Below are 22,235 nucleotides of genomic sequence, written 5' to 3' on the forward strand. Positions count from 1 at the left end.
TGCCGGTTTTTTGCATTTCCGGGCCTCACCATTTCGTCCGAAATCCCGCCCTGTCGGTTAGCACCATGAAAAACGGGAGGCCAAGGCCTCCCGTTGTTGCATCCATTTCCCTTACAGGGTGAAGCGATAGAAGATATCCACCGCCTGGGCCACCCCGCTCACCGCCTGCAGATAGAGTCTTGGCAGCACCTCGTAGCGCAGCTTGAACTCGGCGATGGGGCTGAACACCCCGACCCCGTACTGGAACTGCAAGCCGGGCAGCAGATAGGCCGACAGGGTGACCTGGGTATCATCCCCGCTGCCAGCGGTATCGAGGGCCACATCACTCATGCCGAGGGACTCCCCGATGCTGGAGACCACCCCATTGGCCTGGCTGACCGCACCGGCCACCAGCAGGCCGTTGAAGCCGCCATCCTCACCACCGGTCTGCAACCCCTTGCCCCGCAACAGGTAGGAGAGCTGCTCGGACTGGGTCATCTGCGGCTCGGAATAGACGCTGATCTTGGGCTTGGCCGCCGGTCCCGTGACCCGCACCCCGACGGTGACGTTGTCCTCTATGGTATCGGGATCCCGATAGGCCTCGATGTTGAGATAGGGCTGATCGATGGGGCCGGAGAACAGAATGCGGCCATCCTTGATGATCAGGTTCTGACCATAGGCCTTGAAGCGCCCCTCGTTGAGCACCAGCTGACCGTTGCCCGACAGCGGCTTTGACGGATCCTGCGCTATGTTGAGCGCCCCGGCCACCTTGGTCTTGAGGCCCATGGCTTCCAGCCGCACATCGTCTCCCAGTCGGATCGCGAGCCGGATCTCCATCGGCAGCGGCGCCGCTTTTGGCACCGGCGGTAGATCGTCATAGATCACGGTCACATCATCGGACAGACCGACCGCACTCTCGGGCAGGGCCTTGACCAGGATGCGTGACCAGGGAATATCCACCTGACCGCTGACTTTGGTCTCCTCCCCCAGTGAAATGGCGATGTCCGGCGTCACCCGCACCCGACCCATGCCCGGATACTGGGCCTCCAGATCCTTGCCCTTGATAGTGAGGCTGCCGGTGACCGGCAGCTTGGCCCAGCTCAACCAGCCTCCCAGCGTCAGGGGCCCCTTGCCCACCAACATGGAACCATCGAGTTCGGCTCTGTTGCCATCAATCTTGAGGCGCGTCACCAGCTTGGTGAGGGTGACCATGTCGGAGTGGGTCTGCACCTCCCCGTCTTTCAGGTCGAGCTCCCCATACAGCAAGGGTGCCTTCAGGGTGCCATCGAAGCGGGCATCCGCCGAGATGATCCCCTGCAGGGAGCGCACCTCGGGGATGAGCGGAGCAAAGGTGGTCAGTTTCAAGCTGTCAAACTTGAGTTGGCCCGCCAGCAGGCCACGACCCGCCGGCTCCTTGATCAACAGATCCGTATCGATATTGCCGATCTGCTTGGAGGCAAAATCGAGCCGGATAGCCGCCTGCTGGCGCTCGAAATCGATCCCCAGCTCCAACCGCTGGTAATCGGTCTTGAGTTCATCGGCGATGAAGGTCCCGGCGGTGGTGCGGATCCTGGCATGCAGGGTCGGCTGGGAGCCGCGCCAGCTGGCGCGACCATCGGCCGACAGCACGGCCTGCCAGCTGAAGTTGTCCGGCAGCCAGGGGCGTAGTCGCTTGAGATCAAATTCGTTCAGGGCAAATTCCAGGTCGCCCTGCGCGGCGGAGAGCTGACTGCCCTTGACGCAGAGGCTGGAGCCTTGCGAGCCTAGGCAGAGATCCCCCATGGTCAGCTGCTGTTTGGGCAGATCCACATCCAGTGACCAGGGCGCCGTCAGCTCCCAGCGCTTGAGCGGCGTCTTCAGTTTGAGGGTCGCGAGGGCACCACGCCAATGATCCCCGCGCAGGCTGCCATTGATGCTCAGGTTGGCGGCCAGCGGATCGCCCTTCATGGTCAGGGTCAGATCATGACGATTGAGATCCCCGCTGAGGTTCAGGGCCAGTTGGGAGAGGGTATTGGTGCCCTGCACCAGGCTCGATACCGTCAGCGCCAGCTCACCGGCCGGCTTGTCGCCCACCAGGGCATTGCCCTTGATGACGATATCCTTCAGCACTGTGCCCGCATAAGAGAGACGGCTCGACGCCAGCTCGGTGGTCACCCTGGGCGCCCGCTGATTGCCCCCCACTCGTACCTGACCCTTGATGTCGCCTTTGAGGCCTGGGTAGAGGCCACCCAGTTTGGGAGCATCCAGATCCGCATCCAGCTTCCAGGCTTGCGCCGTGAGGGAGCCCTTGGCCTGCAGCTGGTTGGGGCCGCTTTGCAGCGCCAGCGCCGGGATCTTCCATTCCATCTTGTCGTTGCCGCTGAGCTCCCCCTTGAGCGCCAGCGGATACTGGTTCAGTTTGCCATCGACCTTGAGCTCAGGCAGGGCCAGCTGCCAGTGGCCAGCCTCTGTCATCTCGAAGCGGCTGACTATCTTGCCCGCCAGCTTGCCCTTGATCTCGGGCACCAGCTCGGCCGGGTTGATCTCCTTGAACTCGGTGGTGCCCTGCCACTGGACTCCCTTGCTCCAGGCCAGTTTGCCATCGAGCTTGAGCTCGCCGGTCAGGGCATTGAGCAGCAGCTCGATGCGGCTTAACTGGCTCAGATCCCCCTTGCCTTCGATCGCCAGCTTGAAGGGCGGCACATCCGTGCCCTTGCCAGCGGTGTTCAAGGCAAACTGATAGCCGGAGAGCTTGCCCTTGGCACTGAGGCTGCCCTTGTCCAGCTGATAGCTGGGCTCTTCCTTGGCAGGCTTGTGCAGCGGCCAGCCGAGGCGTTTCCAGTCCAGCGCCAGATCGAACGGCAAGTCCGGATCCAGCGCCCCTAGCGTGCCCTTGAGATTGGCGGCCACCGGCCCCTTGGCCTGCAGCGCCAGCGCCAGCTTGCCGACCGAACCATCCAGCGTCAGCTTTGCCTGCTCGGTGTCGAGCTCCCACTGCTTGAGTCCCTTGCGAGCCTTGGCATCCAGGGTCAGGGCAAGGGGATAGTCATCGACCAGGCGCACGTGGCCGCTGAGCGCCAGATCGGCCATGTCGTGGCGCAAGGAGAGCTCGCGGATGTCGATGCGATCGTCCTTGGCGGTGGCGGAGAGCAGCAGGGTGTCGAGCCCTTCGATGAGCTCCCCTTGCTGATAACGCAGCTTGCTGGCATTGAGCCCTTCCAGCTGAATGGGGAATGGCAGGCTGATGGCAGGCAACAGGATAGGCTCGGGCTTGCTGGCGGCTTTGCTCTTGCTGCTCTTGTCCGCCTTGGTGCCTTCAGGCGACTTGGCCGTCAACGAGGCGATGTCTTTATTCTGCTGATCGCCGGTCGCCTTGTGTTGCGCTGGCTTGGCGGGCTGCTTGCCCTTGTCGGCGGGCTTTTTATGATCGGCCGCGTCCTTGGGGGCATCCGCCAGCACTATGTTGAGCCCATCGAGCACCGGGCCGCGCACGATCAGACCCTTGCGATTCAGAGTCGCCCCTATGTCGAGGGCCTTGAGGGTGACCACCACCCCGGGCACGGCGAGATCCAGATCCGCGACCTTGAGGCTGTCGAATTGAATGCGCAGCGGCAAGGGATGCCAGACGAAGGGCTCCGTCGGCTCTTCGGCGACCGGCTCGGATTCGGCCACCCGCACCACCGGATGAGTCACTTCGAGGGATTTGATCCAGAGCTTGCCCTGTAGCAACTTGCCCAGATCCCAGTCCAGCACGGCCCGCTCGACGGTGACATCGATCAGCTCGTCCTGCCAACCTACCCCTTCCAGGGTCCAGCCGTAGCCGAGCTGGCCCGCCACCAATTCCCCCTTGAGGGCAGGCAGCGCAGCCTTGGCCTGTTGCCACAGCCACTTGTTGCCCTGATGGGTGAAGCCCAGCAGGCTGACGCCGATGAGCAGCAAGAAGATGAGGCCCATCAGCCAGAGGAAAATGCGTTTTACCCAGATCACGATGCCACTCCTTGCGAAGAGGACAAACTCAGCGGCCAGAGGAAAATATGTTTTACCCAGATCACGATGCAGACCCCAGCGAAAAATGCAGCCGCAGCGGCCGAACCAGCATAATTGAATCGAAAATATTGATTATTTCAGCATATAGAATCACTGAAACATCACGTAGCAGCTTGTTTATCTGCCTCATAGTTCAGGCCCCAGCGCGAAGTGCAGCCGCAACGGCTTGCCTTCCTCGGAGATGGCCACCGCCAGATCGAGTCTCACCTGACCGATGGGCGTGACCCAGCGCACCCCGACCCCGGTGCCTATCTTCCAGGCCTCGCTATAGTCGACAGTGGCGGTACCGCCATCCACGAACAGGGCACCGAGCCACTTGTCGCTGAAGCGGTAGTTGTATTCCAGGCTGCCCACGCTGGTGTAGCGACCGCCGGTCAGCTTGCCATTTTCATCCTTGGGGGAGACGGTTTCATAACCGTAGCCACGGATGGTCTGATCGCCGCCGGTGAAGAAGCGCAAGGAAGGCGGCACCAGCGAGAACTCATCCCCTATGATGGCGCCCTGCTCGACCCGCATCAGGAAGCGGTGATCGTCCCCCAGGGTGCGCAGCCACTTGCTGCGTCCCCACACCCGCATGAAGTTGATATCAGAGCCCCAATAAGGGCTGGAAAACTCCGTCGTCAACTGCTGGCGATCGCCCCAATCGGGTACCATTCCACCGCGCACCCGTAGCCGTGACCAGGAGACACCCGGGATCAGCAGCAGGCTGTTACCCTCGTCGCTGCCCTGCACATAGCGCTCGTTTTCCAACCGAATGAAGACGTCCCTGTCCCAGCTATCCGGCCGCCGTTTCCAGCGGTGCACCCCGATAGTGGTCAGGTCGGAGCGGGTGTCGTTGTTGTTGGTGTACTGATAACCGGCCTGCAGCGAGTAGTAATCCCGCAGCGGGTTGCCGACCGGGATCTGGTAATCGAAGCTGAGTTCGGCCTCCGGGGCCGAGATCTTGGCGGTGCTGGAGAGGCTGTGGCCGTAGCGGTTGACCCAGGGTTTCTCCCAGGTGGCACTCATGCGCGGCCCCACATCGGTGGCGTAGCCCACACCGGCTTCGATCTCGTGGTCGACCCGGTTGCTGAGCGTCACCTGCAGCGGCACAAGGTTGCCCTTGGCCTGGCTTATCAGCGGCTTGATATCCACCTGCTTGAACAACTTGGTAGAGGAGACATCCTGGGTCATCTCGGCGAGGCGAATCGCCAGATAGGGATCGCCACTCTTGATGTTGATCAGCGGCCGGATGAGGCGCAGCGCCTCCGGGGTGGCGTCGTAGCGGATCTCGCCGAAGTGATAGCGGGGACCGGAGCGGAACAGGATGAAGATCTCGGCCGTGCCCTGATCCGGGAACACCTTGACCTGACTCTTGCTGATCTTGGCGTCAAAGTAGCCGCGGGCCAGCCCCAGGCTGCCGAGATCCGCCTTGATGGACTCGTACTTGCCATGGTTGAGGGGGTCCCCCTCCTTGAGCGGCAGCTTGTCCAGCAGCTCGCTGTAGACCTCGTCGCTGCCCGCGTCTCCCTCCAGCAGAATATCGAGGCGCGAGATGAGCACGGGCTTGCCCTTGTCTATCTCGATCACCACCTTGGCGGGAGATTTCTTGTCGCGGCTCAGGGTGACCTTGGGCTGGTAATAGCCGTAGACCTGCAGCGCCTTCTGCACGCTTTCGGTGATGGTGGCGCGGGCGGGACGATACTGACGCTCCTGATAGACGGGCAACGCATTGAGATAGGCCTCGACGTTATCCTTCTGCTCCCCTTTCAGGCCCTTGATCTGATAGGTCAGCTTGGCCGCCATGGCGGGCGCCGCCAATAGCAACAGACAGAGGCAGAGCCCCAGCGCGCCGAGCCCAGGACGACGACGTCGTCCGGGCGATGTGATCCCTGCAGGCAGGAGAGGATAGCATCCTGTCAAACGTCAATTTCCCCGCATAACATGATTAAAAGACTGCATTATTTAGAATGATAGTGAGGCTCACTCGCTAGCAAACGCGGCCCATCCTAGCATACCCCCGGACCGGGCGGCAGGTAGCGCGCTGGCTCCCGCCTCACCCTGGGCTGGCAATCCTGACCCGCAAAATGGCGCCACCAGCCAAGCCGGCGAGGGAAACCCCGGCTCGAGGGGGTGAAAACGCACACTCTCGCCGCAACCGGGTACAAAAAAACGACGCTGCACGCCTCTGTCTCTGCCGCTCCCATGGCGGCACACCCTGATCGGCCAAGGGTTGCACGCGACAAGCCCTGTCGGGACGGCGCCGAGAAGGTGAGCAGAGACACCGGGAGCAACTTGACAGCATCGCCGCATCCGCCCTCACAGCCTGTCTGCTATTCAACAGGAAAATAAATTTAAATCAATAACTTGAATTGGTGAAAAGAAAGCTTCGCTCAATCCAATCGATTTATCCCGCTGCCACTGTGCAGGCCCCTGCGCCACACTGATGGCATCAATCGAAGGAGAGACTCCATGCCCTCACGTAGCGACCAGCTGGCTGACTATATTGCCGACCGACTCGAATTCATCACCTTTCTGGCCTGTTGCAGCGCTTTGCTGGCGCTGTTGACCGGCATGAGTGGCCAACAGGCGCTGGCCTTCACCGCCCTCAACCTGCCCTTTGGCCTCGCCCTGTTGCTGGGAATGGCCATGCTGGCACCGCTGCCGACTCACTGGCGGCTGCCCGGGATCACCCTGCTGCTGCTGGGAGGCGCCCTGTTTACCCTGCAGCTGAGCGGCGAATGGCTCAACCCACTGGCGATCTGGTGCCTGTACGCCCTGCTGGGGCTGGAGATCCTGTGGCAATCTCGCCCAAGGGCACGTCTGGCGGCTGACGCAGGGCGTTAATTCGGGTAATCTTGCGCCCCCATCGACCCAATCGCCGCGGAGCGCCCCATGAAAAAAGCCTGTGCCCAGCACATCCTGGTCAAGACCGAGAAACAGTGTCTCGAGATCAAGGAAAAACTCGCCAAGGGCGCCGACTTCGGCCAGATGGCCAAGCGTTTCTCCACCTGTGCCTCCGCCAAGCGCAGCGGCGATCTCGGCGAATTCTCCAAGGGTGACATGGTCAAAGCCTTTGACGACGCCGTGTTCAAGGGCGAGCTGCTGACTGTGCTGGGCCCGGTGCGCACCAAGTTCGGCTTCCACCTCATCAAGGTGCTCTACCGCAACTGATTCGGCACTGGCGACTCTGATTAGTCCGCAGAACTTTAATAAATTTACTAACGTTATCAGTTAATTAAGTTTATCCTTCTGAGCATTCATCCATCATAACCAGTGGATCCCTTATATGCCCAGTTATTTGTGGTGGCCTCTGCTGGCCTGGCTACTGCCCCTCGGGGGCGCCCTCGGCAGCCGTATCCACCTCTGGCCTTGGTGGGTCGGCTTCGCGCTCTGCCTCGCCGCCGCCCTGATCAGCCTCATCCTGTTGCTGCGCCTGCCCTGGCGCCGTCGTCAGGCGACCAACCTGTGGCCCGATCTGTGGGGCATAGCCCCGCTGCTGCTGCCCCTGCTGTTTGTGGTGCAGGCGCTGCGCACACCGCTCACCAATGACGTCAGCACCGATCCCTACCATCCGCCCCGCCTGCAATGGGCCGAGCAGCTGAGAACGGCGCAGGATCTCCCCATCAATGCCCCTCCTCTGCAAGCTTTTACCGGTAACCCCGGTCCTCTCTATACCCAGGCCTCTCCCGATGAGGTACTCGCCGAAGCCGAGGAGCTGATGCTGGAGCTGGGCTGGCAGGTGCGCCCCGGTCCGGATGGACTCGATGCCGTGGTGACCTCCGCCTGGTTCGGCTTTCAGGATGATGTGGCGCTGCGGGTCTTTCAGGGCCCCAAGGAGACGCGGGTCGACATGCGATCGGCCTCTCGCCAGGTGCGCAGCGATCTGGGTACCAACAAGGCGCGTATTCAGGATTTCCTGTTCCGGCTGAATGAGCGCCTCGGTCAGGCCTATAAACCCCAATTGAAACACTGAGGTTAAGCATGCGTGTCGAGGTGAAACCGGATCGGGAATATGCCTGGTTCATCCGCCCCTTCTTCTGGCTGCAACAGCGCAACTATGGTCAGGTGCTGATCCCCGGCAAATGCTGGGGCCGCTCGCCGCGCCTGTTTGCCGCCGTGGCCACCCTGTATGGGGTGATCAACCGCCAGCGCTCCCCCATCGATCCTGTGCTGCGCTCCCTGGTGACGGTGCGGGTCTCCCAGCTCAACTGGTGCCGTTTTTGCATCGACATCAACGCCATGACGCTGATCAAGCGGGCGGGCTCCAGCGCCAAGGTGGAAGCGCTGGCGAACTGGCGCAGCAGCCCCTTGTTTGATGAGCGGGAGCAAGCCGTGCTCGACTACGCGGAGGCCATGACCGGGCTGGACGGGGTGAGCGACGAGCAGGCGCGGCGTCTCAAGCCCTGGTTTGACGACGACGGTCTGGTGGAGCTGACCGGCCTCATCGCCTTCCAGAACATGTCCGCCAAGTTCAACGCCGCCCTCGACATCGCCCCCCAGGGTTTCTGCCAGCTGCCGGTGCAGCCCGAGCGCGACGCGGCGCCGGATACGGCCGACGCCGCCGAACCGACAACCGAGCAGGCCAGCCCTCCCCGGCAGGATAAACCGCTGCCATGAACCGTCAGCGCCTGCTGTTACTGCTACTAATCCTCGGCTTGATCGCTACTTTCTTCGCCCTGGATCTCGGCCGCTACCTCAGCCTCGCCGAGTTGCAGGCGCGTCAGGTGCAGCTTTCAGCCTGGGTACAGGCGCACTTCCTCGAAGCCGCCTTACTGTACTTGCTTATCTATGTCGCGAGCACCGCCCTCTCCCTGCCTGGCGCCAGCCTGCTAACCCTGGCCGGCAGCGCCGTGTTCGGCATCGGTTGGGGGTTATTGCTGGTCTCCTTTGCCAGCACCCTCGGCGCGACGCTCGCAATGCTCAGCGCCCGTTTCTTGCTGCGTGACTGGGTCAAGGCGCGTTTTGGCGACAAACTGGCCCAGTTCGAACAGGGCATGGCGAAAGATGGTGCCTTCTACCTGCTGAGCCTGCGCCTCATCCCGCTCTTCCCCTTCTTTCTGGTCAACCTGCTGATGGGGCTCACCCCCATCAGCATCAGCACCTACTTCTGGGTGAGCCAGCTTGGCATGCTGCCCGGCACCTTCGTCTATGTGCTGGCAGGCAGCGAGCTGGCCACACTCACCAGCACCGGCAATATTCTCTCCCCCGGCCTCATCCTGGCGCTGACCCTGCTGGGGCTGATGCCCTTGATAATGAAAAAAGTGATGACGCAATTGGCCCTGCGCCGCCTGCATGCCCCTTATCAAAAACCCGCCCGCTTTGACTACAACCTGCTGGTGATTGGCGCTGGCGCCGGCGGTCTGGTGACCAGCTATATCGCCGCGGCCGTCAAGGCCAGGGTCGCCTTGATCGAGCAGCACAAGATGGGCGGGGATTGCCTCAATACCGGCTGCGTCCCCTCCAAGGCGCTGATCCGCTCCGCCCGCTTCGCCGCGCAGCAGCGCCGCGCCGCCGAATTCGGCTTCAGCCCCAGCCAGTCCCGCACCGACTTTGCCGCCGTGATGGCGCGGGTGGCCGAGGTGATCAAGCAGGTTGAACCCCACGACAGCATCGAGCGCTACCAGGCGCTGGGAGTGGAGTGCATCCAGGGGCAGGCCCACGTGATCTCCCCCTGGGAAGTAGAGGTCAACGGCCTGCGCCTCACCAGCCGCCACATCGTCATCGCCACCGGCGCCCGTCCGCGCGTGCCTAACTTACCGGGATTGGCGGATGTTCCCTACCTCACCTCGGACAACCTCTGGCGTGAACTCAGAGAGGCGCCGCGCCACTTGCTGGTGCTGGGGGGCGGCCCCATCGGTTGTGAGCTGGCCCAAAGCCTGGCGCTGCTCGGCATTCCGGTCACCCTGGTGGAGCTGGCCGATCAGCTGCTGCCAAGGGAGGATCCCGAGGTCGCGGCCTTGCTGCGCCAGCAGATGGAGGCCGATGGGGTGCGGGTGCTCACCGGATGGCGAGCCGAACGGGTCCACTCACTACCTCAGACAGACGATGGACAAGCCGGGCCCTTACCCATTCGCTTGCACCTGCGTCGCGATAACGAGAGCCTGGAGCTGGCAGGGGATCAACTGCTGCTGGCGCTGGGCCGGGTCGCCAACGTGCAGGGCTTCGGGCTGGAAGCCTTGGCGCTGCCCCTCTCGCCAGATGGCACCCTGGCCGTGGATGAGTACCTCGCCACCCCCTACCCCAGCCTATTGGCGGTGGGCGATGTGGCGGGCCCCTATCAGTTCACCCACGCGGCGGCCCATCAGGGCTGGTATGCGGCGGTCAATGCCCTGCTGAGCCCCTTCAAGCGTTTTCGGGCCGACTACCGGGTGATCCCCGCCGCCACCTACACCAGCCCGGAAGTCGCCCGGGTGGGATTGAACCAGCGCGAGGCCCGTATCCGGGGGATCCCCTTCGAGCGAACCCGCTTTGATATGGCCGAGCTCGACAGAGCCATCACCGATGGCGAGCGAGAGGGGTTTGTCGAGGTGCTGACGGTGCCCGGCAAGGACAGGATCCTCGGCGCCACCATAGTGGGGCCTCATGCTGGCGAGCGGCTCGCCGAATTCGTGCTGGCCATGCGCCACGGGCTCGGGCTTCGCAAGATCCTCGCCACCGTCCACGCCTACCCCACCCTGATGGAGGGAAACAAATACCTGGCGGGTGAATGGCAGCGGGCCCATCAGCCGACCCGCCTGCTGCCCTGGCTGGCTCGTTTTCATCGCTGGCGCCGCGGCGCCTGACCCTTTGCATAAGGTCCTCACCATGTTCAAGACCCGGCTTCGCGCCCTGCTCCACTCGCTCTGCACCGCTCTCCTTCCCCTGTTGATGGCGGCCCAACTGGACGCCAGCGAGGCGCCATGGCAGCAGACCCTGAGCGAGGCCCGCGGCCAGACCGTCTATTTCAACGCCTGGGGTGGCAGCCCGGAGATCAACGCCTATCTGCAGTGGGCGGCAGAGGAGCTCAAGCACCAATACGGGGTCAAGCTGGTGCAGGTGAAGGTGGATGACATCGCCCTGAGTGTCAGCCAACTGCTGGCCAACCGGCGGGCAGGCAAGCTCGACGGTGGCCCCATCGATCTGCTCTGGGTCAATGGCGAGAACTTCAAGGCGCTTAAAGACAAGCAGCTGCTGGGGGCCCCGTTCACCCAGGATCTGCCCAACATGGCCCTGGTGGATCAGCGCCTGCCGGTGACCGAAGATTTCACCGTGCCGGTGGAGGGGCTGGAGGCGCCCTGGGGCATAGGTCAGCTCAATTTCATGGTCAATGAGGATGAGGCGAGCAACCCGCCCCGCTCCGCAGAGGCGCTGCTCGCCTGGGCCAAGGCGCATCCAGGCCGTTTTACCTACCCAAAGCCGCCGCAGTTCCATGGCTCCAGCTTTCTGAAACAGATCCTGCTGGAGTTGACGCCAAATCCCGCTCCGCTCTATCGGGAGGCGACCGATGCCGAGTTCAGCCGCCTGAGCGCGCCGCTCTGGGCCTGGCTCGACCAGCTCCACCCCCTGCTCTGGCGCAAGGGGAAACTGTTCCCCACCAGCGCCGCCGAGACCAAACAGCTGCTCGATGACGGCGAGCTGGCCATCGCCATCAGCTTCAACCCGCAGGAGGCCCAGAGCTCGGTACAAAACGGCACCCTGCCGCCCACCGTCAAGGCCGTGGCCATGGCCAAGGGGGCGCTGACCAACAGTCACTTCCTCGCCATCCCCTTCAACGCCAATGCCAGGGCCGGCGCCTTGGTGGTGGCAAACTTCCTGCTCAGCCCCGCCGCCCAGGCGCGCAAGGCCGATCCCGCGCTCTGGGGGGATCCCAGCGTGCTGAGCCCCGACAGTCTGCCAAAAGGCACTGCCCCAGCCCTGCGCTTCAAGGCCGTGGCCGAGCCCCATCCCAGCTGGCAGCTGCGGCTGGAAGCGGCCTGGGCCGAGCGCTACGGCCGCGGATGACGAGCAGGCGCTGGGGACGCCCCCTCTTCCTTCTGCTGTGCGGCCTGCTGCTGATCGCGCCGCTCGGCGGCGGCCTGCTGCTCTTGCTGGATGAGGGGGCAACCCGCACCAACATCAGCCTGCTGCTGGCCCAGCCGAGGCTCTGGCACTCCGTTGGTCTGAGCCTCTGGGTAGCAAGCGCCTCCACCCTCGGCGCCCTGCTCTTTACCGCCCTGCTGCTCGCCCACGGCGAGGGCAGCCGCTGGATGGGCGCCTTGTGCCGTCTGCTCTCCCCCCTGCTAGCCCTGCCCCACGTGGCCTTTGCCATCGGTTTTGCCTTCCTGCTCGCCCCCTCCGGCTGGCTGCTGCGACTGCTCTCCCCCGGCCTCACCGGGTTCGAGCTGCCGCCCGACTGGCAGACCATGAAAGACCCTTTCGGGCTCGGGCTGATACTGGCGCTGATCTTGAAAGAGACCCCCTTCCTGCTGCTGATGGCGCTGGCGGCCCTCGACCCCGCCAGGGTGAGCCGCCAGCAGTGGCTGGGGCACACCATGGGGTTCAGTGCACCGCAGATCTGGTGGCGCCTGCTGCTGCCCGCGCTCTGGCCCACCTTGCGCCTGCCGCTCTATGCGGTGGTGGCCTACGGCCTGGGGGTTGTGGATCTCGCCCTGCTATTGGGACCCGATGCCCCACCCCCGCTGGCGGTGCGACTCTGGCTCTGGTATCAGGACCCGGATCTGCACTGGCGGGGTGCCAGTGCCAGCGGCGCCCTGTTGCTGCTGGCAGGCAACCTGCTGCTGGTAGCCGCGCTGCGGCTGTTCGAATGGGGCCATATCCGCCTTGGCAAACCCCATTGGCTCGATGGGCGCCGCGCCGCCCCCTCGCGGCTGGCAGGGCGCCTGACCAGCATTGGCATCGCCATCTTGCTCATCATCAACGCGCTGGTACTTGCATCCTTGCTGCTCTGGTCGCTGACCCGGCGCTGGTCCTTCCCGGATCTGTTGCCGAGCCAGTGGAGTGGCCAGCATTGGCGGGATCTGCTGCCCAGCCTTGGCCCTTTGCTCGGCCAGAGCCTGCTGCTCGCGCTCGCCAGCGCCGCCCTCTCGCTGCTGCTGGTAGTGATCTACCTGGAGACGCAGCACGAGCGTCATGCCAAGCGCCACAGCTGGCCGCACTGGCTCATCTGCCTGCCGCTGCTGCTGCCTCAGGCCAGCCTGCTGTTCGGGTTGCGGCTGCAGATAGATTGGCTGGGGCGCGGCTGGCTCGGGGATGGCATCGGCTGGGGCTGGGTGCTGTGGAGCCAGCTGTTGTTCGTGGCGCCTTATGTCTACCTCTGCCTGCACGGCCCCTATCACCAGTTCGATGGCCGCCTGGTGCAGGCGGCGCAACTGCTCGGTGCCAGCCCCTGGCGAGCCTGGTGGCGAGTGAAGGCCCCCCTGCTGGCACGCCCGCTGCTGTTCGCCTTCGGGGTCGGTGCGGCGGTGAGCCTGGCCCAATACCTACCCACCCTGTTGTTTGGGGCCGGGCGAGTGGTCACCATCACCACGGAGGCGGTCGCCATCGGCAGCGGCCTCAACCGGCGGCTGGCGAGCCTCTACGGCCTGCTGCAACTGTTGTTGCCGCTAATTATTTACGCCATGGTGCTCTGGCTGCCGACCCGACTCAATCCCGCATTGCTTGACTCCGGACTAAGGGGGAAATGATGTTACTGACGAGCCCAGCCCTGCACCTCTGGTTAGCGGTCCGATCCCATCGCGCACCGAGGCAGACATGATGCTGTTGACCACTCCCCTTACCCTGCATCTGGAAGGGCGCCCCCTGCTGCGGTTGCCCGCTCTCGCGGTGGCCCCCGGCGAGGTGCTGACTCTGATGGGGCCAAGCGGCTGCGGCAAGAGCTCCTTGCTGGCGGCGCTGGCTGGCGTACTGCCCGGCTCTCTGACGGGGATAGGCCCCTTTCGGCTGGAAGGCGACCTCTGGCTGGGTGAGCGCTTGCTCACCCCCCTTCCCCCCCAGCAGCGGCGCATCGGCATGCTGTTTCAAGATGATCTGCTGTTTGCCCACCTGACGGTGGTGGAAAATCTGCTGTTCGGCATGCCCGCCCATCTCAAGGGGCTGAGCGTGCGGCGCGCACGCGCCCTCGAAGCATTGGCCCAGGTGGCGCTGAGCGATCAGGCCGACAAGCTGCCAGGCCAGCTCTCCGGTGGTCAGAAGGCCCGTGTCAGCCTGCTGCGATCCTTGCTGGCAGAGCCCGAGGCACTGCTGCTGGACGAGCCCTTCTCCCGGCTCGACAAGCCGCTGCGAGCCGCCTTTCGTACCCTGGTATTCGAGCAGTTAAGGGAGCTGCATATCCCGGCCATCCTGGTCACCCATGACGAGGATGATGCACCGGGCACCATTCTTGACCTTATGCCCCCCGCTTCCACCACATACGAGGAGACCTGACCTTGTTTGACAGCCACCTTATTCCCCTCATTCGTCGCGCCCTGTCGCTGCTGGCTACGCCCCTGTGCCGAGCCGGCATCAGCGCCAACCAGATAAGCCTCGCCGGCTTTGTCATCGGCATGCTGGCCCTGCCGCTGCTGGCGTTGGGGCTCCACGGCTGGGCGCTGATTGCCATCCTGTTTAATCGGCTGCTGGATGGACTGGATGGTGCCGTGGCGCGCCAAAACGGGATCACCGACTGCGGCGGCTTTCTCGACATCACGCTGGATTTCATCTTTTACGCCGCCGTGGTGCTGGGCTTTGCCCTGAGTGCTCCCGCCAATGCCCTGCCCGCCGCCACCCTGCTGTTCGCCTTCATGGGCACGGGCTCGAGCTTCCTGGCCTTTGCCATCATGGCCAGCAAGCGCGGCATCGAGAACCCCGTCTACCACCACAAGTCGCTCTACTACCTCGGTGGCCTGACCGAGGGCAGCGAGACCATCGCCCTGTTCGTGCTGATGTGCCTGTGGCCCGCGGCCTTCGCGCCACTGGCCTACGGCTTTGCCCTGCTCTGCCTCATCACCACCCTGACCCGGCTCTGGAGCGGTTATCACACCCTGCGCGACTAGATGCGTCTGGGTACATCTGCTCATACGGAGCACTTGCGAATGGACGCCAATGTTTTACCATGACCTCACTTAGCTTCACTCCTCCGAGAATCCCTATGCGTCGCCTTGTCTGCCTTCTCACCCTCTCTGCCTTGCCGCTGATCCAGAGCTGCAGCAGCACCCCGGCCCCCGCGGCTGTGGTCAAACCGCAGCCCAACAGCGCCTTTATCAATCAGACACCGCCGAATAAACCAGTTTATAGTCAAGGGGTTAGCAAGGGAGACTTCGCCAATCGCCCGAATGTGGACCAGTTCGTGCAACGCATGGTGCAAAAGCACGGTTTTGACAGTGCACAGCTGCATCAGGTGCTGGCACAGGCCCAGCGCTACGACTGGATCATCAAGCTGATGGATGCCCAGGCCCCCACCACCACGCCGCCGACCGGCCCGACCGGTGCCTGGAACCGCTATCGCGCCAAGTTCATCACCCCGGACAACGTGCAAAACGGCGTCAACTTCTGGCGTGAATACGAGAGCGAGCTGAACCGGGCGCAGCAGATCTACGGGGTACCACCGGAGATCATCGTCGGCATCATAGGGGTGGAGACCCGCTGGGGCCGAGTGATGGGCAAGACCCGCATCCTGGATGCGCTGGCGACCCTGGCCTTCGACTATCCGCGCCGGGCCACGTTCTTCACCGGCGAGCTGGAAGCCTTCCTGGTGATGACCCGGGATGAGGGGATGGATCCCGCGCAGCCGCAAGGCTCCTACGCTGGCGCCATGGGCTACGGCCAGTTCATGCCGTCGAGTTTCCAGAGCTACGCGGTCGACTTCGATGGCAACGGCCACACCAACCTCTGGGATCCGGTGGATGCCATCGGCAGCGTGGCAAACTACTTCAAGGCCCATGGCTGGGAGAAGGGACAACCGGTAGCGGTGCGCGGTCAGGGCCAGCTGCCCGGCTATGAGCACGGCTTCCAGACCCGCTACCCGGTCGCCACCCTGCGCGGCGCCGGCCTCGCCCCCATCGCCTCCCTTGGCAATCACAAGGAGGCGAGCCTGCTGCGTCTGGACGTCGGCACCGGCTATCAATACTGGTACGGCCTGCCGAACTTCTACGCCATCACCCGCTACAACCACAGCACCCACTACGCCATGGCAGTGTGGCAGTTGGGTCTGGCGGTAAAGGATGCCAAAGGCAGTTATTAATCCTGCTGCAGGATGAAAAAACGGGCCCTCTGGCCCGTTTTTGCTATTCGTTTTCCAGTAGCCAGCGTTTGAGCAAGGCAGCCAGCTGCGCCTGCTCGGCCTCGGTCAGGGGGGCCAGCAGGCGACGCTCGTTCGCCACATGTCGCTCCACCGCCCTGTCGATCAGCTCCCGCCCAGCCGCCGTCAGGCTGACCAAGAGACTGCGCCTGTCAGTCGGGGCGGCCTGGCGCTCGATCAGACCGCGCTCCGCTAACTTGTCGAGCCGGGCCGTCATGGCCCCCGAGGTCAGCATGGCGGACTGGTAGAGCTGGGTCGGGGTCAGCGGCCCGGCGGCCCGGCGCAGGGTCGCCAGAATATCGAAGTCCGAGCCCAGCAGGCCACACTCTTTCAGCTCTTCGTTCACCTCACGGCCGGCGATCGCCGCCATCCTGGCCACCCGTCCCACCACCCCCATGGGCGAGCAGTCGAGATCCGGTCGTTGCTGGGCCCACTGCGCCAGCAGCAGGTCTACATGATCACACTCCATCATGGCTCCACTATCTTTTCGTAAAGATACTTGATAATAAACTAACTCGCGACTAATGTATCTTTACTTAAAGATACTTATTCATGAGATAGCCATGCCACTGTTGATCGCCCTGCTCGCCCCCCTGCTGTGGGGCAGTACCTATGCGCTGGTCAGCCTCTACCTGACCGACTACTCCCCCTACTGGGTGGCGGTGTGGCGAGCGCTCCCCGCTGGCGTGCTGTTGCTGTTGCTGCATCCGCGCTGGCCGCCCTTGACCTGGAGTCGGCAATTCCTGCTGGCGTTTTGCAACATCACCGCCTTCTTCGCCCTGCTGTTCGTGGCGGCCTTTCGCCTGCCGGGCGCCGTGGCGGGTACCCTCGGCGCCACCCTGCCGCTCATCCTGATGGCGCTGGCCTGGCTGCAAGATGGCAAGAGGCCGACCCTCAAATGGCTGCTGCTGGGCCTGATGGGGCTCGCCGGCGTATTGCTGCTGCTCAACCCGTCCGCCAACCTGGATCCTGTCGGTGTCGCCTGCGCCCTGCTCGCCACCGTGCTCATCGGCCAATCCAGTCGCTGGATGCAGCGCTGGCCGGTGAGCGATCTGCTGGCGCTGACCGCCTGGCAGCTGCTGCTCGGCGGCCTGATGCTGATCCCGCTGGCCTGGTGGCTGGCAGGGCCCATGCCGATGCCACAGCTGGCGAGTGCTCCCGCCTTTGGCTGGCTCATCTTGCTCAATACGGCGCTGGCCTACTGGGCCTGGCTGTGGGGCCTCAAGCGCCACGGCCCAGAGGTGATGGGCATGCTGGCCCTCACCAATCCCATGGTGGCGGTGTCGCTCGGGGTACTGATGGTGGGTGAGACCCTGGACGGCCGCCAGTGGCTCGGCATCGGGGTGATCCTGCTCTCCCTGTTCCTGATGAAGCTGCCGGGCCGCGCCTTCTTCAAACGCTGGCAGACTCGCAAGGCCGCCACCGAGAGGGTCGACAACGGTTAACTCGGATCTGCGTAAAAAACGACATAAAGAAGAGGAGCCACCGGGGCTCCTCTTTTTCTATCGCGTTATATCGCGCGACTCGACTCAGCCCATCGGCTAGATGGCGTCAGACGCCGGCCTTGGCCAGGGCGGCGGAGACGATCTGCTGCGCCTCCTGCTGGATAAGATCCAGGTGTGCTTCGCCTTTGAAGCTCTCCATGTAGATCTTGTAGATGGACTCGGTACCGGAGGGACGCGCCGCGAACCAGCCGAACTCGGTCACCACCTTGAGGCCACCGATGGCGGCGTCGTTGCCGGGGGCCTTGGTCAGCTTGGCGAGGATGGGGTCACCGGCCAGGCTGGAGGCTTCCACCAGCGCCGGATCCAGCTTGGACAGCACGGCTTTTTGCGCGCTGTTGGCCGGGGCGTCGATGCGGCGGTAGCTGGAGCGACCAAACTTGGCCTCAAGGGCATCGTAGTGCGCCTGGGGATCCTTGCCGGTCACCGCCAGAATTTCGGCCGCCAGCAGGGCCAGGATGAAGCCATCCTTGTCGGTGGTCCAGACGCTGCCGTCCTTGCGCAGGAAGGAGGCGCCCGCGCTCTCCTCGCCGCCAAAGCCGAACTCGCCGCTGTAGAGGCCGTCCACGAACCACTTGAAGCCGACCGGCACCTCTTTCAGGGTGCGACCAATCTCGCCGGCGACCCGGTCGATCATGGAGGAAGAGACCAGCGTCTTGCCGACGGCCGCTTCTTTGGCCCAACCGGTTCTGTGGGTGAACAGATACTGGATGGCCACCGCCAGATAGTGGTTCGGGTTCATCAGGCCGGATTTCGTGACGATGCCGTGACGGTCGTAGTCAGGATCGTTGCCAAGGGCGATGTCGAACTTGTCTTTCAGTGCAATCAGACCCGCCATGGCGAAGGGGCTGGAGCAATCCATCCGGATCTTGCCGTCCTTGTCCAGGGTCATGAAGGAGAAGGTCGGATCGACGCGGTAGTTGACTACTTCGATGTCGAGATCATAGCGCTTGGCGATCACGTCCCAATAGGCGACGCCGGAGCCGCCGAGGGGATCCACCCCGATCTTGATGCCGGCCCGCTTGATGGCGTCCAGGTCCAGCACGTTTTCCAGATCGTCCACATAAGGGGTGACGTAGTCGTGCTCGACCACCAGCGGGCTCTTGAGCGCCTCGGTGAACGGCATCCGCTTCACGCCGGCGAGGTTCGCTTCCAGAATGGCGTTGGCCCTGTCTTCCACCCACTTGGTGATCTCGCCCTCGGCGGGGCCACCGTGTGGCGGGTTGTACTTGAAACCACCGTCTTCCGGCGGGTTGTGGGACGGGGTGATCACCACACCGTCCGCCAGCGCCGCCGGTTTGCCCGCCCCTTCTTTACCGGAATTGTGGCGCAGAATGGCATGGGAGATGACTGGGGTCGGCGTGAAGCCAAGCCCGGCCTGAATACGGGTCTCGACGCCATTGGCCGCCAGCACTTCCACCGCACTGGCAAAGGCGGATTCCGACAGGGCGTGGGTATCCATGCCGACAAACAGCGGCCCCTGGATGCCGGCCTGCTGGCGATACTCCACCAGCGCCTGAGTCACCGCCAGGATGTGGGATTCGGTGAAGGCGTTGTGCAGGGCGCTGCCACGATGGCCGGAGGTGCCAAAGGCTACCCGTTGCTCGGGGCGGCTCATGTCCGGCTTGTTGAGGTAGTAAGCGCTGACCAGACGGGGAATGTTGGTCAAGTCGCTGAGGCGAGCCGGCTTGCCGGCGTGGGGATGCTGTGCCATGACGTTTTCCTTGAGCGAGGCCTTGTCTGACAAGGCCTTAAGTCTTGTGAATCGTTAAACCGCTGCGCACACCCGAGCAGTCAAATCCTCGTCATAACCCATGCTGGCCATCAGCTGGGCCACCATGTTCTGCTTGCGGCTGGTGTTGGTATTGGTGATAACCCAGAACGGGGTATCCGGCACCTGCTTGGGTTTAGTGGTGCTGCCACTGGCTCGCAGCGCCTCCGGATCGCGGGAGAAATAGACGCGCTTGCGCCCCTTGATCTCGGTCGCCTGGGTGAAGCTCTCCGGGTTGTCCCGATAGAGGGTGGTCAGTACCAGCATGAAGCGGTTGATGGACTTCTCTTCCTGCTGCAAGGCGCCGGAGTCGAGCAGTGCCTGCAACCCCATGGCATCGGCCACGGGCTGAGCCAACACTACCGGCTCGGCAACCACGGGGGCGCCTGCCTGGGTGGGATGCTCCAGCAGACGGCGCAGGATATCGGAGGCACTCTCGCCGATGTGCCGGGTCTGGCTGGCGATGTAGAAGTAGAGATCGTCATCAAGCTCAATGGTTTTCATAGGGATGCGCTGGACTCGTCGAAATTCGGATGCGGCGATTATACATAGGCAAACCCGGCAGCCCAAGGGAGTGGCCGGCAGATGTGCATGAATCTCATCGAGAATACGGCATAATGCGGGACCAAGTGTGTGATCCCCCGCACTGATAGCCGATCCTGGACTCATTTTTTGGAAGAAAACCACAGAATATTCATTCCAAAATAATGAAATCCTTTTCTTTCAGTGCGTTAAGAATCTGGCGGCGCAGCCCACGACCGATAAGGTGTTATTTTGCAACACAAACAGCTTTTGAACTTCAAGGAGCAGGGCCAGGGCCCTGCCGTCATCCTGATCCACGGCCTGTTTGGCAGCCTGGACAACCTCGGCCTGCTGGCACGCCCCTTGAGCGAACAGTTTCGCGTCATCAGCCTGGACTTGCGCAACCACGGCGCCTCCTTCCACTCAGATGAAATGACCTATCCCCAGCAGGCCGCCGACGTACTCGCCCTGCTCGACCACCTCGGCCTAGCGCAGGTGGCGATAGTGGGCCACTCCATGGGCGGCAAGGTGGCGATGCAGCTCGCCAAGCTGGCGCCTGCTCGCATCCGCAAACTGGTGGTAGCCGATATCGCGCCGGTGGCCTATCCCCACGCCCGCCACCGAAATGTGTTCGCCGGCCTCAATGCCACACTGGCCAACCCGCCCCAGAGCCGCAACGAGGCCGAAGCCCTGCTGGCCCAGCACATCGAGATCCCCGGGGTGCGCCAGTTCCTGCTCAAATCCTTCGCCAAAAGTGAGTCCGGGTGGGGCTGGCGTTTCAATGTGCCGGCCCTCGAGCGCAATTACGCCAACATCATGGGCTGGCCCGACGACCAGACCCGCTTTGAGGGACCGACCCTGTTCATCAAGGGGGGAGATTCGGACTATGTACTGCCCGAATACACGGGCATGGTGACGGCCCAGTTCCCGGCCGCCAACGCCCGAGTCATCGCCGGAACCGGCCACTGGCTGCACGCCGAAAAGCCGGCATTGTTCAACAAATTGGTTGTGGATTTCCTGTCGATAGGCGGTTAACAGTTTCAAATCCTTTGTGATATAGTGCGGCCCTCATAAGGAGTGCGCGCAATCCATGCTGAATGAACACATCGATCTGATCGAGAGTCTGGGCCTGAAGCTGTTCTTCGTGGCCATCTTCCTGCTGATTGGTCTGGCCATTCAAGATGTGCTCAAACGCGGCAATGTGCCCCGTTTCGGTCGTCTCATCGTCTGGCTGGTTCTGTTTCTGGGTTGCGCGGGTTTTGTCGCCAAGGGGCTGATCGAAATGGGCTGGGAAGGCTCAGGGATCGGCTAACTACTTTTCATCTGTGACGTATGGCCAAACAGCAAACTGATCGAACAACACTGGATCTGTTCGCAACTGAGAAGCGCCCCGGCAGGCCAAAGACCAATCCACTCCCCCGTGAGACCCAACTCAAGATCAACAAGCGCAACCAGCTCAAGCGCGATCGGGAGAACGGCCTGAAACGGGTAGAGTTAAAGGTGGAGGCCGAGTTGCTGGAGCGCCTGAACCAACTTGCGCTGCAACAGAACGTCAGCCGAGCCGAGCTGATCCAATCTATCTTGAAGCAACAGATTGAGTCTGCTTTTGCAGCAGGCATCGCAATCTGAACCGTTAGCATTAACACCAAATACGGGTAACTAAACACTATGGCTAGTGTAGGTCTGTTTTTCGGCAGCGATACCGGTAATACCGAAGCTGTCGCCAAGATGATCCAGAAAGAACTGGGCAAGCAACTCATTGAAGTCCATGACATTGCCAAGAGCAGCAAGGCTGACATCGCCAATTTCGATCTGCTGATGTTTGGCATCCCGACTTGGTACTACGGCGAGTCTCAAGCTGACTGGGATGACTTCTTCCCTGAGCTGGAAGAGATCGACTTCACCAACAAGCTGGTAGCCATCTTCGGCTGCGGCGATCAGGAAGACTATTCTGAGTACTTCCTCGACGCCATGGGCACCCTGCGTGACATCGTCGAAGCCAAGGGCGCCATCATCGTTGGCCACTGGCCGACCGCCGGCTATGAGTTCGAAGCGTCCAAGGCACTGGTCGATGACAAGCACTTCGTCGGTCTGGGCATCGATGAAGATCGCCAGCCGGAGCTGACTGCCGAGCGCGTCAAGGGCTGGTGCAAACAGCTGCACGAAGAGCTGAATCTGGCTGAACTGGCCTGATTTATCT

General features: G+C 62.8%; 20 protein-coding genes. 15 read left to right on the top strand and 5 right to left on the bottom strand.

Annotated elements, in window-relative coordinates; genetic code table 11:
- Nucleotides 1–111: 111 nt before the first annotated feature.
- Both tamB and tamA read right to left on the bottom strand, forming a co-directional pair.
- Entirely contained in the window at nt 112–3,945 is a 3,834-nt protein-coding gene (tamB, locus tag BN1137_RS10765) for an autotransporter assembly complex protein TamB (RefSeq protein WP_050718596.1), read from the bottom strand.
- A 186-nt stretch (nt 3,946–4,131) separates the two neighbouring features.
- Nucleotides 4,132–5,907, bottom strand: coding sequence for an autotransporter assembly complex protein TamA (gene tamA / locus BN1137_RS10770; RefSeq protein ID WP_050718597.1), 1,776 nt, complete (start codon nt 5,905–5,907; stop codon nt 4,132–4,134).
- A 549-nt stretch (nt 5,908–6,456) separates the two neighbouring features.
- Here tamA and BN1137_RS10775 point away from each other — a divergent pair.
- The 10 genes from BN1137_RS10775 to mltB all read left to right on the top strand — a co-directional run bounded on the left by BN1137_RS10775 (nt 6,457) and on the right by mltB (nt 16,183).
- Nucleotides 6,457–6,831, top strand: coding sequence for a hypothetical protein (locus tag BN1137_RS10775; protein ID WP_050718598.1), 375 nt, complete (start codon nt 6,457–6,459; stop codon nt 6,829–6,831).
- Nucleotides 6,832–6,879: 48 nt separating this feature from the next.
- Nucleotides 6,880–7,158: a peptidylprolyl isomerase gene (locus BN1137_RS10780; protein ID WP_042651377.1), complete on the top strand. Its 279-nt coding sequence runs from the start codon at nt 6,880–6,882 to the stop codon at nt 7,156–7,158.
- Between the two features lie 115 nt (nt 7,159–7,273).
- A complete protein-coding gene (locus BN1137_RS10785; RefSeq protein ID WP_050718599.1) occupies nt 7,274–7,960 on the top strand; it encodes a DUF1499 domain-containing protein in 687 nt (228 codons plus the stop codon).
- An 8-nt stretch (nt 7,961–7,968) separates the two neighbouring features.
- The gene (locus BN1137_RS10790) at nt 7,969–8,604 is read left to right on the top strand and encodes a carboxymuconolactone decarboxylase family protein (protein ID WP_050718600.1); all 636 of its coding nucleotides are present in this window, start codon (nt 7,969–7,971) and stop codon (nt 8,602–8,604) included.
- Nucleotides 8,601–10,769: an FAD-dependent oxidoreductase gene (locus BN1137_RS10795; protein WP_050718601.1), complete on the top strand. Its 2,169-nt coding sequence runs from the start codon at nt 8,601–8,603 to the stop codon at nt 10,767–10,769. Before BN1137_RS10790 ends, BN1137_RS10795 begins: the two co-directional genes overlap by 4 nt.
- A gap of 22 nt (nt 10,770–10,791) precedes the next feature.
- Nucleotides 10,792–11,967, top strand: a complete 1,176-nt coding sequence (locus BN1137_RS10800) for an ABC transporter substrate-binding protein (protein ID WP_050718602.1) — start codon at nt 10,792–10,794, stop codon at nt 11,965–11,967.
- Nucleotides 11,964–13,649 carry an ABC transporter permease gene (locus BN1137_RS10805; protein WP_050718603.1) on the top strand — a complete coding sequence of 562 codons (1,686 nt, stop codon included), beginning with the start codon at nt 11,964–11,966 and terminating at the stop codon, nt 13,647–13,649. Before BN1137_RS10800 ends, BN1137_RS10805 begins: the two co-directional genes overlap by 4 nt.
- A 70-nt stretch (nt 13,650–13,719) precedes the next feature.
- Entirely contained in the window at nt 13,720–14,388 is a 669-nt protein-coding gene (locus BN1137_RS10810; protein WP_050718668.1) for an ATP-binding cassette domain-containing protein, read from the top strand.
- Between the two features lie 2 nt (nt 14,389–14,390).
- Nucleotides 14,391–14,996, top strand: a complete 606-nt coding sequence (locus BN1137_RS10815; protein ID WP_050718604.1) for a CDP-alcohol phosphatidyltransferase family protein — start codon at nt 14,391–14,393, stop codon at nt 14,994–14,996.
- Between the two features lie 95 nt (nt 14,997–15,091).
- Nucleotides 15,092–16,183 (top strand): lytic murein transglycosylase B, encoded by a 1,092-nt coding sequence (mltB, locus tag BN1137_RS10820; protein ID WP_050718605.1) that lies wholly within the window; start codon nt 15,092–15,094, stop codon nt 16,181–16,183.
- 43 nt (nt 16,184–16,226) lie between these two features.
- Here mltB and BN1137_RS10825 read toward each other — a convergent pair whose 3' ends face one another.
- The gene (locus BN1137_RS10825) at nt 16,227–16,709 is read right to left on the bottom strand and encodes a MarR family winged helix-turn-helix transcriptional regulator (protein WP_050718669.1); all 483 of its coding nucleotides are present in this window, start codon (nt 16,707–16,709) and stop codon (nt 16,227–16,229) included.
- 94 nt (nt 16,710–16,803) lie between these two features.
- On the opposite strand from BN1137_RS10825, the gene BN1137_RS10830 reads away from it, so the two are divergent.
- Nucleotides 16,804–17,685, top strand: coding sequence for a DMT family transporter (locus BN1137_RS10830; protein ID WP_050718606.1), 882 nt, complete (start codon nt 16,804–16,806; stop codon nt 17,683–17,685).
- A gap of 106 nt (nt 17,686–17,791) precedes the next feature.
- Here the strand turns inward: BN1137_RS10830 and pgm are convergent, their stop codons facing one another.
- Together pgm and seqA are read right to left on the bottom strand one after the other, a co-directional pair.
- Nucleotides 17,792–19,456: a phosphoglucomutase (alpha-D-glucose-1,6-bisphosphate-dependent) gene (gene pgm, locus BN1137_RS10835; RefSeq protein ID WP_050718607.1), complete on the bottom strand. Its 1,665-nt coding sequence runs from the start codon at nt 19,454–19,456 to the stop codon at nt 17,792–17,794.
- A gap of 54 nt (nt 19,457–19,510) precedes the next feature.
- Nucleotides 19,511–20,017: a replication initiation negative regulator SeqA gene (gene seqA, locus BN1137_RS10840; protein ID WP_050718608.1), complete on the bottom strand. Its 507-nt coding sequence runs from the start codon at nt 20,015–20,017 to the stop codon at nt 19,511–19,513.
- A 288-nt stretch (nt 20,018–20,305) separates the two neighbouring features.
- Between seqA and BN1137_RS10845 the strand changes: the two genes are divergently transcribed.
- The 4 genes from BN1137_RS10845 to fldA are packed head-to-tail and all read left to right on the top strand — an operon-like array spanning nt 20,306 to nt 22,228.
- Nucleotides 20,306–21,070 carry an alpha/beta fold hydrolase gene (locus BN1137_RS10845; RefSeq protein WP_050718670.1) on the top strand — a complete coding sequence of 255 codons (765 nt, stop codon included), beginning with the start codon at nt 20,306–20,308 and terminating at the stop codon, nt 21,068–21,070.
- A 55-nt stretch (nt 21,071–21,125) separates the two neighbouring features.
- A complete protein-coding gene (locus tag BN1137_RS10850; RefSeq protein WP_050718609.1) occupies nt 21,126–21,347 on the top strand; it encodes a DUF2788 domain-containing protein in 222 nt (73 codons plus the stop codon).
- Between the two features lie 20 nt (nt 21,348–21,367).
- Nucleotides 21,368–21,664: a LexA regulated protein gene (gene ybfE, locus BN1137_RS10855; RefSeq protein WP_042651364.1), complete on the top strand. Its 297-nt coding sequence runs from the start codon at nt 21,368–21,370 to the stop codon at nt 21,662–21,664.
- A 39-nt stretch (nt 21,665–21,703) separates the two neighbouring features.
- Nucleotides 21,704–22,228, top strand: coding sequence for a flavodoxin FldA (gene fldA, locus BN1137_RS10860; protein WP_050718610.1), 525 nt, complete (start codon nt 21,704–21,706; stop codon nt 22,226–22,228).
- The last annotated feature ends 7 nt before the right edge of the window (nt 22,229–22,235 follow it).

This window comes from Aeromonas tecta (assembly GCF_000820185.1).
GTDB lineage: Bacteria > Pseudomonadota > Gammaproteobacteria > Enterobacterales > Aeromonadaceae > Aeromonas > Aeromonas tecta.

What these genes read in the sequence shown, in the direction of transcription:
- BN1137_RS10775 (WP_050718598.1), top strand. Translation starts at nt 6,457, where the DNA reads ATGCCCTCACGTAGCGACCAGCTGGCTGACTATATTGCCGACCGACTC.
- BN1137_RS10790 (WP_050718600.1), top strand. Translation starts at nt 7,969, where the DNA reads ATGCGTGTCGAGGTGAAACCGGATCGGGAATATGCCTGGTTCATCCGC.
- seqA (WP_050718608.1), bottom strand. Translation starts at nt 20,017, where the DNA reads ATGAAAACCATTGAGCTTGATGACGATCTCTACTTCTACATCGCCAGC.
- pgm (WP_050718607.1), bottom strand. Translation starts at nt 19,456, where the DNA reads ATGGCACAGCATCCCCACGCCGGCAAGCCGGCTCGCCTCAGCGACTTG.
- BN1137_RS10780 (WP_042651377.1), top strand. Translation starts at nt 6,880, where the DNA reads ATGAAAAAAGCCTGTGCCCAGCACATCCTGGTCAAGACCGAGAAACAG.
- BN1137_RS10850 (WP_050718609.1), top strand. Translation starts at nt 21,126, where the DNA reads ATGCTGAATGAACACATCGATCTGATCGAGAGTCTGGGCCTGAAGCTG.
- BN1137_RS10805 (WP_050718603.1), top strand. Translation starts at nt 11,964, where the DNA reads ATGACGAGCAGGCGCTGGGGACGCCCCCTCTTCCTTCTGCTGTGCGGC.
- BN1137_RS10810 (WP_050718668.1), top strand. Translation starts at nt 13,720, where the DNA reads ATGCTGTTGACCACTCCCCTTACCCTGCATCTGGAAGGGCGCCCCCTG.
- BN1137_RS10795 (WP_050718601.1), top strand. Translation starts at nt 8,601, where the DNA reads ATGAACCGTCAGCGCCTGCTGTTACTGCTACTAATCCTCGGCTTGATC.
- BN1137_RS10785 (WP_050718599.1), top strand. Translation starts at nt 7,274, where the DNA reads ATGCCCAGTTATTTGTGGTGGCCTCTGCTGGCCTGGCTACTGCCCCTC.
- BN1137_RS10825 (WP_050718669.1), bottom strand. Translation starts at nt 16,709, where the DNA reads ATGGAGTGTGATCATGTAGACCTGCTGCTGGCGCAGTGGGCCCAGCAA.
- mltB (WP_050718605.1), top strand. Translation starts at nt 15,092, where the DNA reads ATGCGTCGCCTTGTCTGCCTTCTCACCCTCTCTGCCTTGCCGCTGATC.
- BN1137_RS10830 (WP_050718606.1), top strand. Translation starts at nt 16,804, where the DNA reads ATGCCACTGTTGATCGCCCTGCTCGCCCCCCTGCTGTGGGGCAGTACC.
- ybfE (WP_042651364.1), top strand. Translation starts at nt 21,368, where the DNA reads ATGGCCAAACAGCAAACTGATCGAACAACACTGGATCTGTTCGCAACT.
- BN1137_RS10800 (WP_050718602.1), top strand. Translation starts at nt 10,792, where the DNA reads ATGTTCAAGACCCGGCTTCGCGCCCTGCTCCACTCGCTCTGCACCGCT.
- fldA (WP_050718610.1), top strand. Translation starts at nt 21,704, where the DNA reads ATGGCTAGTGTAGGTCTGTTTTTCGGCAGCGATACCGGTAATACCGAA.